The 11529-nt window shown below is 59.8% G+C and carries 21 protein-coding genes and 1 pseudogene; 21 read left to right on the forward strand and 1 reads right to left on the reverse strand.

Annotated features, from left to right (window positions below; genetic code table 11):
- Positions 1-252 precede the first annotated feature (252 nt).
- Positions 253-897 (reverse strand): annotated as a pseudogene (locus ACM561_RS13770) (integrase core domain-containing protein); the annotation flags it as partial.
- Positions 898-915: 18 nt separating this feature from the next.
- Between ACM561_RS13770 and ACM561_RS13775 the strand changes: the two are divergent.
- From ACM561_RS13775 to ACM561_RS13875, 21 genes are all read left to right on the forward strand, one after another.
- On the forward strand, positions 916-1233 hold the full coding sequence (locus tag ACM561_RS13775; RefSeq protein WP_425905708.1) for a recombination protein NinG: 318 nt from the start codon (positions 916-918) through the stop codon (positions 1231-1233).
- Positions 1234-1327: 94 nt separating this feature from the next.
- Positions 1328-1537 (forward strand): hypothetical protein, encoded by a 210-nt coding sequence (locus ACM561_RS13780; protein ID WP_425905710.1) that lies wholly within the window; start codon positions 1328-1330, stop codon positions 1535-1537.
- 124 nt (positions 1538-1661) lie between these two features.
- Entirely contained in the window at positions 1662-1841 is a 180-nt protein-coding gene (locus ACM561_RS13785; RefSeq protein ID WP_425905712.1) for a hypothetical protein, read from the forward strand.
- Positions 1842-2341: 500 nt separating this feature from the next.
- Positions 2342-2629, forward strand: a complete 288-nt coding sequence (locus tag ACM561_RS13790; protein ID WP_425905713.1) for a TM2 domain-containing protein — start codon at positions 2342-2344, stop codon at positions 2627-2629.
- 191 nt (positions 2630-2820) lie between these two features.
- The gene (locus ACM561_RS13795) at positions 2821-2964 is read left to right on the forward strand and encodes a KGG domain-containing protein (RefSeq protein ID WP_425905715.1); all 144 of its coding nucleotides are present in this window, start codon (positions 2821-2823) and stop codon (positions 2962-2964) included.
- An 8-nt stretch (positions 2965-2972) separates the two neighbouring features.
- Positions 2973-3200 carry a hypothetical protein gene (locus ACM561_RS13800; protein WP_425905717.1) on the forward strand — a complete coding sequence of 76 codons (228 nt, stop codon included), beginning with the start codon at positions 2973-2975 and terminating at the stop codon, positions 3198-3200.
- Positions 3197-3667, forward strand: coding sequence for a helix-turn-helix domain-containing protein (locus ACM561_RS13805; RefSeq protein WP_425905719.1), 471 nt, complete (start codon positions 3197-3199; stop codon positions 3665-3667). The genes ACM561_RS13800 and ACM561_RS13805 overlap by 4 nt, the downstream gene beginning before the upstream one ends.
- A 220-nt stretch (positions 3668-3887) precedes the next feature.
- Complete coding sequence (locus tag ACM561_RS13810; protein ID WP_425905720.1) at positions 3888-4481, forward strand: hypothetical protein; 594 nt, start codon at positions 3888-3890, stop codon at positions 4479-4481.
- A 46-nt stretch (positions 4482-4527) separates the two neighbouring features.
- The gene (locus ACM561_RS13815) at positions 4528-4872 is read left to right on the forward strand and encodes a hypothetical protein (RefSeq protein WP_425905721.1); all 345 of its coding nucleotides are present in this window, start codon (positions 4528-4530) and stop codon (positions 4870-4872) included.
- Complete coding sequence (locus tag ACM561_RS13820; protein WP_425905723.1) at positions 4869-5543, forward strand: hypothetical protein; 675 nt, start codon at positions 4869-4871, stop codon at positions 5541-5543. The genes ACM561_RS13815 and ACM561_RS13820 overlap by 4 nt, the downstream gene beginning before the upstream one ends.
- Positions 5544-5548: 5 nt before the next feature.
- A complete protein-coding gene (locus tag ACM561_RS13825) occupies positions 5549-6451 on the forward strand; it encodes a phage protein Gp36 family protein (protein WP_425905724.1) in 903 nt (300 codons plus the stop codon).
- Positions 6452-6556: 105 nt separating this feature from the next.
- Positions 6557-7018 (forward strand): phage virion morphogenesis protein, encoded by a 462-nt coding sequence (locus ACM561_RS13830; protein WP_425905726.1) that lies wholly within the window; start codon positions 6557-6559, stop codon positions 7016-7018.
- Positions 7019-7020: 2 nt separating this feature from the next.
- Positions 7021-7527 (forward strand): hypothetical protein, encoded by a 507-nt coding sequence (locus tag ACM561_RS13835; protein ID WP_425905728.1) that lies wholly within the window; start codon positions 7021-7023, stop codon positions 7525-7527.
- A gap of 50 nt (positions 7528-7577) precedes the next feature.
- Positions 7578-8929, forward strand: a protein-coding gene (locus ACM561_RS13840) for an IS3 family transposase (protein WP_425905397.1) whose coding sequence is annotated in 2 segments (ribosomal slippage) — positions 7578-7914 and positions 7914-8929 — 1353 coding nt in all. Because the reading frame shifts where the segments join, the coding sequence is not laid out codon by codon here.
- Positions 8930-9033: 104 nt separating this feature from the next.
- Entirely contained in the window at positions 9034-9339 is a 306-nt protein-coding gene (locus tag ACM561_RS13845) for a hypothetical protein (protein ID WP_425905730.1), read from the forward strand.
- A 64-nt stretch (positions 9340-9403) separates the two neighbouring features.
- Positions 9404-9631: a hypothetical protein gene (locus tag ACM561_RS13850; RefSeq protein ID WP_425905731.1), complete on the forward strand. Its 228-nt coding sequence runs from the start codon at positions 9404-9406 to the stop codon at positions 9629-9631.
- Between the two features lie 246 nt (positions 9632-9877).
- Complete coding sequence (locus tag ACM561_RS13855; RefSeq protein WP_425905733.1) at positions 9878-10156, forward strand: hypothetical protein; 279 nt, start codon at positions 9878-9880, stop codon at positions 10154-10156.
- 184 nt (positions 10157-10340) lie between these two features.
- Positions 10341-10541, forward strand: coding sequence for a hypothetical protein (locus tag ACM561_RS13860; RefSeq protein WP_425905734.1), 201 nt, complete (start codon positions 10341-10343; stop codon positions 10539-10541).
- Positions 10538-10801, forward strand: coding sequence for a hypothetical protein (locus ACM561_RS13865; RefSeq protein WP_425905735.1), 264 nt, complete (start codon positions 10538-10540; stop codon positions 10799-10801). Before ACM561_RS13860 ends, ACM561_RS13865 begins: the two co-directional genes overlap by 4 nt.
- A 93-nt stretch (positions 10802-10894) precedes the next feature.
- Positions 10895-11059, forward strand: a complete 165-nt coding sequence (locus ACM561_RS13870; protein ID WP_425905737.1) for a DUF2934 domain-containing protein — start codon at positions 10895-10897, stop codon at positions 11057-11059.
- Positions 11060-11287: 228 nt separating this feature from the next.
- Positions 11288-11416: a hypothetical protein gene (locus ACM561_RS13875; protein ID WP_425905738.1), complete on the forward strand. Its 129-nt coding sequence runs from the start codon at positions 11288-11290 to the stop codon at positions 11414-11416.
- The last annotated feature ends 113 nt before the right edge of the window (positions 11417-11529 follow it).

Below are 11529 nucleotides of genomic sequence, written 5' to 3' on the forward strand. Positions count from 1 at the left end.
GATCGTCCGTCCCTTCGTTCCTCACGGGACTTGCGTCGGGCGTCCTTCAGTGGAACTAGGCCGTGAACCCACAAAGACCGAGATTGGGTGGATAGCGGCCTGTCCAGTTCTTGCGATCGTAAGGGGCTGGGTGGCGGCTAGCCCGCTCTGCAATGGGAGACAGTGGGGCTCGTTGCCAATTGCTATTTTAACAGATGGCGCGCCCGAAGAGATTCGAACTCCTGACCCCCAGATTCGTAGTCTGGTGCCGATCTAGGTGTTTGGTCCCGGCATTTTCTGGAGCGGGTTTAGTTTGAATCGCTTCGGTTCGCTTGTCCAGCATTTACAGATGAACTCGTAAGGCGTGAGGCCTTTGAGGGTTTTCAGCCTTCGACCGAAATTGTAAGCGTCGACGAAATCAGCGAGATGGCGTCGCAGTTGGTAGTGGCTGTCGTAGTGATAGCGTTTGACGGTGGCTTCCTTGATAGTGCGGTTCATTCGCTCGACCTGACCATTGGTCCACGGATGATTGATTTTGGTGAAGCGATGCTCGATGCCGTTCTCGCGGCATCGCATGTCGAACATGTGTGTCATGTAGCGGGCGGTTGGGCCATCGGCGTAGCGTGGCGCGAAACGGAACTGAATGCCGTTGTCCGTCAGGATCGTGTGAATCTTGTAAGGAACGGCGGCAATCAACGCGACCAGGAAGTCTGAGGCGGCCACACGGTTGGCGCTCTCGACCAACTGCACGAACGCGAATTTGCTCGTGCGATCGATAGCGACGAACAGATAGAGTTTGCCTTCGGCCGTCTGCACTTCGGCGATGTCGATGTGAAAGAAGCCTATCGGATAAGACTTGAACTTCTTCTTTGGTGGTCTGTCGCCCGCAACCTCGGGTATATCCGCAAGCGCGACCCGTGGTGCGTTACCTGCCTCATGGACGGGCGGCGCACTCCCACCACCGAGGCGGGGCACTACAAGCACACGAGCGACAAGGTGAACCAGACGCTCGGCGGCAATATGGTGTGGTGGGACGAGCGCAATCTCAACGGCCAGTGCGGCCGATGCAACAGGCACAACAGCGGCGAGCTTGACCTGTACGGGCTGTACCTTGAGCAGAAGTTCGGCCACGGCATCTGTCAAGAGTTGGACAGGCAATTCCGCATCCCGAAGAAATGGTCGAGGGAAGAAGCGGCCGAAGTCGAGGCCAAATATACGGCCCTGTTAGGCGGTATTTCAGCTCCCAAACAATAATGCGACCGCGCCACCGCCCAAAGCCGAAGAAGGCGCCTGAGGAGCCAAAGCAAAAGCGCCGCTACTGCTCGGAATGCTACAACGACCTCAAGGCGTGGCGCTTTTCCCTCTGCAAGCTGTGCATGATTTCGATACTCCGCCGCTCGGAAGCGCTGTGCCCGAAATGCGCGGGGCAATGGAAGTGATGGCTTACATCGTCAACGGCATCGCCTACGACGACGACAGCCACATACGGCAGGTCACGGTCGCTCTCGCCTACGACAAGCAGAAGCCGCGTATTGAGATTGCAGTTGCGCCGCTGTAGCCAGCCGTTCGGCGGATGTTCAAATCGTTCCAGAGCTTATCGCCGCAGGCCGCGCTGTTATCTTGAGGAACGCATGCGGCGCGCAGCCGTTGTCGCCATAAGGCCTCTCAAAAAGGAGACGATCATGAGCAGCAGGACGGAGTTCCCCCCGGCCGGAGAGCCGAAGGATGATCCCAAGGAGACCCTCGGCAAGACTATGGAACAGCTGACCGACGAAGCGGATAAGCACCTATCCGATAAGGAAAAGAAGAGCGGGGAGAGCATCAAGCATGCCACGCCCGGCAAGAGCGACATCCTGCCGTAAGCCATTAGTTAGGTGCCGAAGGAAGCCGTCAGCGCCCGTCATGGTCTGGCGGCTTTCGTTGTGCGCGAAACCTCGCTTACCTCATCTCTGCGGCTCGGATTGCGCAGGGGTATTCGGGGTATCAGTAGTCGGCGCGCTGCGCCCGCCGTAGAACCAAGACAGGCCGATCAGCAGCGCGATTATTGCGCCTCCGGCAGCCAACGCGGTCGTGCTGTTGCTGACGCGCCTCACATTGCTCGTCCGCCTAGGAGGCTCGTTATCGTCGGGGAATGCCATTGCCGCGCTCCATGCATGATTGATGACAGCAAACCTCACCGGGCCGAAGAGTGTTCCTAAGGGCCCGCGCACGGTCGCGTGATGGATCAGCACCCGGTCCGCTCCAGCCAGCGCACCTATCCCCCTCTCCCCACACTTATCCCCATAGCCGCGCTTAACGAGCGGTCGTGTGCTATACTGGCGCTAGGTTCGCAGGGCATTATTATTTAGCAACCACATAATTTATGCATTCAACTGAGTACTCGCCGAGCCGGGGTCCCGATTATTTCTACCAACCCGCTAGCCGCAAGTCCCGCCTGGTCACCTTCCTGCTCGCGTTCTTCCTGGGCATGTTCGGCGCGCACCGGTTCTACGTCGGGAAGATAGGCACCGGGATAGTCCAGCTCCTATTTACCCTCTCGGGCATCGGCATGCTGGTATCGGCGCCGTGGGTACTGGTCGACTGGATCTTCGTTCTCTCCGGCAACTTCAAGGACGGCCAGGGGCGCAAGATTACCCGGTGGGATAATTAATATGCGAACCTTCCTAATCGGCGCGCTCATGTACGCAAGTTGGAGTCATGTCTCCTACTTCAACACGGGCCCGGAGGCACACGGGATATGGGTGACTGCATTATTTTTCATTCCGGGAATATTCCTCGCGATCTTCCAGGATTTAAAAGAACTCGAAATTTATGGCTAAGCAACTACGGGGCTTCGCGTGCATGAGTCCGGAGAAGCTGCGCGAGGTCGCCGCTCGCGGCGGGCGGGCTCAGGGCAAGAAGACCAATTCCGGCAACTTCGCAAATGATCCGGCGCGCGCAGTGAAAGCGGGCGCGAAGGGCGGCAAGGCGAAGCGCACAAAATAAATATCTCTATGATCCAAAAAGACAAGAACGGCATCCCGTATATAGCAGGAAACCGGCATGAGCGCCGGAAGAAGGTAGCGTTGGAGCGCGGCAGGTATATGCGCGACGTAAAGAAGGCAGCGGAGTTCGAGAAGGATTTCCGCAAGGACGCCATCGCGGCGCGGGTGGAGCGGCAGCAGGGTACGGCGCGTGCGCGCGCCGTAGCGCGGAAGAAAGCCAAACGCCAGGACGCATGATAATCGTAGAGATTCCGAAGAAAGAGCTGCTGCGCCAGCTGCCCGAGAAGGCCGGCTACGCCCTCTTGGCGTACTTCGAGGAGCTTCCGCAAACGTTCCGCTTCGAAGCGCTGCCGCTCAAGACCGACTCGCAGGTCCTCGAGAAGCACTATCCGGCGCTTCGAAGGAAAGCGACGCCGTCGCAGTGGATTCTCTTCGTCGGTCTCCATGAGCGCGGTCGGGTCTCAAGCAAGGCACTGTTCAACTTGCTCAGGCGCGGCCCTGAGCGCAAGGAGTTCGAGGTGACAAGCAATATCATACAGATACACATCAAGAACCTACGCAGGCTTCTGGCAGAGACGGCCACGCCGCTCCACATCATCACACACCGGGGCGGCGGAATGTATGACGGCCAATACGAGATGAAGCGATTACCGAGGGAGGAGGACCGCTACAGGCCGACTCGAGGCGGCAACGGACGGCTATAGTGAGAATGCTATGCGACAATCTCGGTATGAAGATTGATAATTTCTCAGAAAAAAGGCGCTTGCGCGCTAACGGCAAGCGGTGCCCCGACTGCGGGACCTGGACGTGTTTCCCGCTGCGCTTCCTCAACGCGTTCGTATCGAACAGGTACATCTGCGAGTGCGGCCGCGTCGTCGACCGCAACGGCCACAGAATAAGGCCGCGCGTGCTACGATAAGGCTCATGGCGAAGAAAAAGAAGCCGACCGCTCCCGAGCAAGAGAGCGACCTTGTTATGAAGCGCGAGCTCTTCTGCCAATACATCACTCAGAACAGCAGCACGTTCGGCAACGGTACACTCTCCTACGGGCTGGCGTATGGCTACAAGCTCGACGAGCTGTCGCGCGAGCCTGAGTACGAGGGCGAGGGCAAGAAGCTCAAAAAGCTTCCGAGCGAATACGATCGCGCGTGCGCAGTTTGCGCGACAGAAGCCGCCCGGCTCCTCAGAATTCCTGAGGTCATTGCTCGGGTCCGCGTCTTGCTCAATGAGCTTCTCAAAGACAATGTGGTCGACGCGCGCCTTGCCGAGCACATCATGCAGGTGGACGACGGCGAGCTCAGCCTTTCCGGCATCAAGGAGTACAACAAGCTGCGCGGCCGCATCATCGACAAGACGCGCGACGTGACCGAGCGCTTCGCGATGGACGACATCCGCGAGCTGCTCGCCCCGCTCCCGCAGGAGCGGCGAGACGAGATATATGCAATCCTCACCACCGCTATCGCAGAAGCAGAGCTACTTAGAAGCGCTGCGCAAGGCCAAGACGGCCATACTCGGTAGCCCCGAGGACATCCGGCGGCGGTTCGGCACCAAGCCCATTACCCTGATGCGCCTCGTCGATCCGTCGATGCGCTTCCCCAAGAAACTGCGCGTCATTTTCGCCTGCCTGTGGCTGCAGCAGGACATGCAGGGCCGGCCGACGACCCGCTTCATCATGAAAGGCCCGCGCGGCGGCGGCAAATCAAAGCTGCTCGGCGCCCTTGGCTTTGTTAAGTGGTTCCTGCAGCTACGCAACATCATCGACATGGGAGGCTCGCTCGAGCAGGCGAAGGGCGTCTACAACTATTTCACCGGGCACATCTACTCATCCGAGGCCATTACCTCCGCGCTCCCGGCCGAGCCGACCATGCTTCGCACGAAGACCCGTACGTCGATGCGACCGAGAACGTGACCGAGAGGCACTTCGTCTCCCGCGAGATCGAAGTCGCGGCCATGCTCACCAGCACCAGCACCATCACGCAGAACACCACCCTCTCCGGCATCAGCCAGTGGTCGGACCCCAACTCCGACCCGAAGAAGGCCATCAAGGACGCCGCCGAGACGATCCGCGACAGCATCATGGTCGATCCTAATACGCTGATGCTCTCCAAGAAGGTCTTTAACGAGCTCGCAGACCACCCGGCCCTCGTCGAGCGCGTCAAGTACTCGCAGCTCGGCATCCTGACGGCCGACCTGCTCGCGCGCTTCTTCGAAGTCGACCGCGTCATCATCGGCGCCGCCAAGAAGAACACCTCCAAGGAGGGCCAGGCCGACAGCATGTCCGACATCTGGGGCCGCGACGCGCTCCTCGCGTTCATCAACCCGCGCCTCGGCCAGAAGACCGTATCGCTCGGCGTCACCTACCAGTGGAAGAGCCGCACCACGGAGCGCCTCAACGGCACCGACGTCCGCGCCCTTGCCGAGACGGTGACGGCGGAGGGCACCTTCCTGGGCCGCTTCGTCACGAAGATGCGTAAGGGCATAACCCTCCTGACCTCGAGGGCGGACCGCGCCGTGCTACAATCGAGGGCGCAGGACGATCCCACGCCGCTCGCCACGAAGAACGACAGGACAATCCTCTAACCAGCATGCGCACCCTCCTAGCCGTCACCGAGCCTTTCATAAAGACGGAGGTCACGCGCCTCTCGGCTGACGCGGCGGCCGGCTCGAGCGTCACGCTCGCCGTGGAGAGCAGCGACGGCTTTTCAGAGTCCGCGTACGTCGTCATCGGCCGCGAGGGCAGCGAGCTCGCGGAGCTCCAGCAGATAACCGAGGTGGTAGGCGGCCCGTCGCAGGTCACCGTGGGCACGCTCAAGTTCAACCATCAGAAGGGCGAGCCCGTGACGCTGTACCGGTTCAACCAGCGCAAGTTCTACGGCTCGACGAGCGCCGATGGATCATACCTCGAGCTTACGTCTGACGGCAGCCCGAAGGATATCCAAGTCGACGACCCGCAAGGCACGGTCTTCGAGTACACCGGGAGCACTGCGACGTATTTCAAGGCGACGTATTACAATAGCGCTACCGGCGACGAGACCGCGATAGGCGACTCGGAGGCCGCGCTTGCCGATGAGACCAAGCGCTACGCCTCGCTGTGGGCGATCCGCAAGCACGCGGGCCTGGCAGGCAATCCGCTCTACTCCGACTTCCGCATGGAGATGAAGCGCAAGCAGGCAGAGAACGAGATCAACAGCGCCATCGTTTCACGATACACATTGCCGCTCTCCGAGGTACCGCCCCTCCTCTCCTACATCTGCGAGCTGATGACGGCCGGCTACATCGACTACGAGGAGTTCGGCAAGGACAGCGAGGGCGTGAAGTGGCTCGGCGAGGCGCGCGCGCTTCTGAAGGCGATCCAGATCGGCAGGCAGCTCCTCCTCGGCGCGGACGGCGCCGAGCTTGGCCGGCAGACTGATACCGGCGTCTTGGCCGGCTATCCGGATGACGAGGATACCGACGAGGCGCATTTCTCCATGAGTGACCGGTTCTAATATGACGAAGTGCCGAGCACACCATCTACCGCTTTGGCTATCCTTCAAGGGTGTTCCCCGCTCCTACTGCATATTGTGCGTGGCGGTTCGATTTAGATTTTTCATATGGCGAATTTTCAGATCGAATGGTCGATAGAAGGCGATAAGAGCCTTTCCCGCGTGCTTATCGGATTGGGCGCGTCTTTGAGCGACTACCGCCAGCCCTTCAACAGCTCGGCGGAGTATCTGAAGCGCACGTTCTCCAGGGACGTGTTCAGCACCCAGGGCCGCGCGATCGGGGAGCGGTGGAAGCGCCTCTCGCCGGCCACCGTCGCGGAGAAGGCGCGGCTCGGCTATTTCTCGGGACCGCTCATCCGCACCGGGCGCATGCAGAACAGCTTCCAAAGCATCGTGCAGAGCGACCAGGCGGTGGTCTACAACACGGCGCCGTGGTTTAAGTATCACCAGAGCAAGCAGGGGCGCAGCGGCCGCCTGCCGCGTCGTCCAATGATGGGATTGGAGCCAAACCAAAAGGCCACGATCGTGAGATACTTCCAGGAGTACATCCAGCAGTCGATGCGCAAATAACTATGGCTACCTACACCGATCCCATCATTAAGAAATACATAGACCTCATCAAAACGAACACGTCCGCTCTAAAAGCCTTCTATCAGGGCGAGCCGATACGCCTGCCTGTGAGCAATCTCCCCTGCGCCATCATCTCCAAGCGCGAGACCCGCGTGGGCCCGCTCACCAACGCCGAGGACGAGCACGGCATCGGCATGTCGATCACGATAGTGGCCGACGTGCGCAAGGACTTATCCACAGAGGACAATATCGCCAAGGCCGTTGCCGGCGTGTCTACGCTCTACGACCTCATCGAGGGCCGCAACGACGACCTCACGCTCAAGGACCAGTCCATTCTCGGCATCCTGCGCTCGAATATCGTAGTGGACGCGGCGCGGAATCTGCGCACGGACCTGGGAAGCATGACCCGCGTCGATTACGGCACCACGCTTAGAGACCGAGCGCCGGAGGAGTGGTCGATAGAGGCTAGGATAGACTGTCCGGGATCAGCGCCTATGGCACAGAATTGAAGGTATGATTTAAGGAGAGTTCGGTTCTCGTCGATGACGAAGGAACGAACATGACTACGAAGTCTCGCAGCAGGAAAAGTTCTGCCGAACGGGTTGTCAAAGACATTCGCCGCGCCACCCGGCGCCATTTCTCGGCGGAAGATAAAATCCGGATTGTGCTTGATGGCTTGCGCGGTGAAGACAGCATCGCTGAACTGTGCCGCAAGGAAGGGATCGCTCAGAGCCTTTACTACGTCTGGTCGAAGGAGTTCATGGAGGCAGGCAAGCGGCGGCTGGCCGGTGATACGGCGCGAGCTGCGACAAGTGGTGAAGTGCAAGACCTTCGCCGTGAGGCGCATGCCCTGAAGGAGGTGGTTGCCGATCTGACGCTGGAGAACCGTCTGCTCAAAAAAAGCATGATCGCGGATGGGGGCGAAGGCGAATGAGATATCCCGCATCCGAAAAGCTTGAGATCATCAGGCTCGTCGAGCAATCGCATCTGCCGGCGAAGAAGACACTCGACAAACTGGGCATTGCACGTCGAAGCTTCTATCGCTGGTATGACCGTTACCTTGAGGGCGGGCCGGAAGCGTTGGAAGATCGTCCTTCCCGGCCAGGTCGCGTGTGGAACCGCATCGATGCCGATATCCAGGGTCAGATCATCGAGATGGCGCTGGAGCAATCCGAACTTTCATCGCGCGAACTGGCAGTGCGCTTTACCGATGAGAAGCGCTACTTCGTCTCCGAAGCCAGTGTCTATCGCCTGCTCAAGGCCCACGATCTCATCACCAGCCCAGCCTTCATTGTGGTCAAGGCGGCTGATGAGTTCAAAGACAAGACGACAGCACCCAACCAGATGTGGCAGACCGACTTCACCTACTTCAAGATCATCGGCTGGGGGTGGGTGTATCTGTCCACCGTACTCGATGACTTCTCTCGATATGTCATTGCCTGGAAGCTGTGCTCGACCATGCGCGCCGAGGACGTCACCGATACGCTCGAACTGGCCCTTGCAGCTTCAGGCTGCGACAACACCAAGGTGTTGCACAAGCCCAGACTGCTCAGCGACAATGGTCCCAGTTACATCGCCGCCGAGCTTGCCGAATGGATCGATGCCAACGGCATGAGCCATATCCGCGGCGCACCGCTGCATCCGCAAACCCAAGGCAAGATCGAGCGATGGCATCAAACCCTCAAGAACCGCATCCTGCTCGAGAACTACTTCCTGCCCGGCGATCTCGAGTGTCAGATCGAGGCATTCATCGAGCATTACAATCATCGCCGTTATCACGAGGGCATCGGCAACGTCACACCCGCCGACGTCTACTTCGGACGTGCACAATCCATCATCAAACAGCGTGAAAGGATCAAACGACAGACAATCAAATATCGGCGCTTGCTCCACCGCAAAATCGCCGCTTAACATCAACCAACAAATGAGGCCCGCTCTCCGCTAAATCTCGCCGCTCTTTGCGCCAAATGTTTTGATGACGGACAGTCTCCATCGACCCGATCTACGTAAGCGGCATGCTCTGCTACGCCCGAATATGGCTCTGCCACGGCAAGAAGGTGCTGGTGAAGGAGAACTACCAGCCGAAGCTCGGCGAGCTGCTCATGATTGGCAACAACACCGGCTTTTCGACCGGCCCGCATACCCACATGGGCCTCTATCGCGTGGACGGGTCCGGCTACAAGCTCGACAGCAACGACGCGACCGGAAGCATCGACCCGTCGCTCTTTTTCGCGGAGAAGTACGCCATAGAGCAGGCAAGCGTATCGCTCCTTATCGCCAACGGCCTGCGGCTCGCCAAGTACTACCTGACGGGCAAATAATAGGACGTGCTACGCTTTCTGAAGGAGCGCCCTGCGCTTCGATTACCCATCATTTTAAATTCACATGGAAGAGACATTCAATCTGGGGAAGTCCGTGCTCATGCGGTTTACGCGCGGAGGCATTGCGGGAGCGTTCGCCAGTGCCGCCACTCTGACCAGCCTAAGCGGCATCCAGAGCTGGACGGAGCTGCGAACGGCGCTCGTGTTCTTGAGCCTCTCGGCTCTGATCGGCTTCATTACGGGAGGCATAATGGCGGTCGACAAATTCCTCCGATCGACCCCGGAGGCATAAGCCTTAAAAGGTTGCCAGACACGAGCAAGGCCCTGATGTGGGGCCTTTATCGTTTGGAACCGTTTCCGTCCCTTCTGACAGGCTACACAGCGTTTCACGGCCTGCCCCGTTCAGGCGGGAGCGATGCAAGAAATATTTTCCTTCCCATGAAACCTTTTCGCGCCCAGCGGCTACCTACCGCTGGGCGCGTATCATCATGGCACATCTCTATCGCATCGCCGCAGGTTTTGCAGAGCGGCACTCCGGGTGAGCATCTTCAAGCGCATATTCGGCCGCGCGGAGGGGGCTCACCCCTATTGGGTCGCGCTCGAAGAGTGGAAGTGCACGGGCCCGAACTACCGGTGGCTGCGGAGTTTCTGCGATGAGCGCGGCCTGTCGCTGTCCCGGCACGGGCATTCAGTGGCGCGCGAGCATAAGCGGTACCAGGTCTTCATGTTCGCCGAAGAGGAGCACGCCGAGATATTCCGCGAGGCGTTCGGCGGCGAGCGGATGCATCCCCCGGAGAAGGGCAAGGGCGCGCGGTGAGCGCAATGGATGAAAGGGAAAGGCCCCTAGCGCATCCGTCGAAGCCTAAAAAATGACCACCCGTGCCTAGAAAAATGATTCGCGCTTTGCCGATTTTAGGCGCACATTTGCGCGCTACCCCTTCGCATACGACGAAACCGCTTTGTCGCGCTCAGCCTTCCTCGCAGGGAAAGGAACAGCCGTCATGGGCCTGCATATCCGCGTCAATCGCGATAAGACCTACCAGGAGCGCCTCGACGAAGAGGCGCAGCGCCTCCTAGAGGAGGCGGAGAAATCCCCTTCCGAAGCGTACCGCGACCTACTCATGCGCCGCGTCAGCCAGATCGAAGCGGCTACGCGCAGAGATAGATGGCTCGCGTCGCCCGAACTGCGGCGGCCGACATGACGGCCCCCTCCGAGGCGCCGATCGAGCTCCGCGTCGCGGACGGTCCCAAATGGATGTCCGACCAGAACGTCGGACGCTACCGCGCGATGGCGCACGAGTGCCGCGCCTGCGCCGAGCAGGCCAGGTACGAGCTCGACAGGCAGGCATGGCTGAAGCTCGCCGCCGACTGGAACGCGCTCGCCGAAGGCGCGCTGCGGAGGCGTCCCGATGGGGCAAGCATCCTCTTTAACGGAACTGGCCCGCTTCATCGCCGGCCATAGCCATGGGCCGCGGCGCCCCCCGCAGCCCTGCACGGTCCCGCATTCTCCGCCCCCCAAGGACCCCTGCGGGACCGTGCCCACGAGAGTGGCGTGATGAGCGAACCCACAGAACGAGACATCGCACGCCGCGTTTATGAGCTGTGGAAGCTCGCCGGCTTTCCTGAAGGGAGGGACAAAGAGTTCGAAGAGCGGGCCAAGCAGGAATTGCAGGAAGAAGAAAAGTCAGGACCGCCGAAGACACGGGACACGCCTCCATGAAAGACAACTGCCCTACATGCCGCGGCGTCGGATGGGTTTGCGAGAACCATCCCGACAAGCCGTACGATGATGAGCCGGGATGCGCCTGCGGCGAAGGAATACCGTGCGCGTGCAACGACAGCACCCCTCCCGATACGAGCCAGGTAATCGTCATCGGGGAAGAGACGGTGCACTAGGCGCACTTCGCTGACGCGGGGATTTGCCGTTAGAGCATGTTAGAATTTCGCTATGGCAAAAGACCCAGGCGCCGTCGCGCTCGGCAAGAAGCGCGCGCAGAACCTCCGCAAGAAGCTCGGCTCTGACGAGGCGCTCAAGGAGCACATGCGCAACGTGCGCGCGGGCAAGAAACTCTCTTAGCCCGCTATCCCCAGCCCGTCATTTGACGAGCGGTCGTCGTGATATACTTGACGCAGTGACGCCTCAAGCCTCCCCCTCTAGGTAGTGACCAGGGAGCTGAATCACCCCTCCAC

It is taken from the genome of Nitrobacter sp. TKz-YC02 (assembly GCF_049852135.1).
Taxonomy (GTDB): domain Bacteria; phylum Pseudomonadota; class Alphaproteobacteria; order Rhizobiales; family Xanthobacteraceae; genus Nitrobacter; species Nitrobacter vulgaris.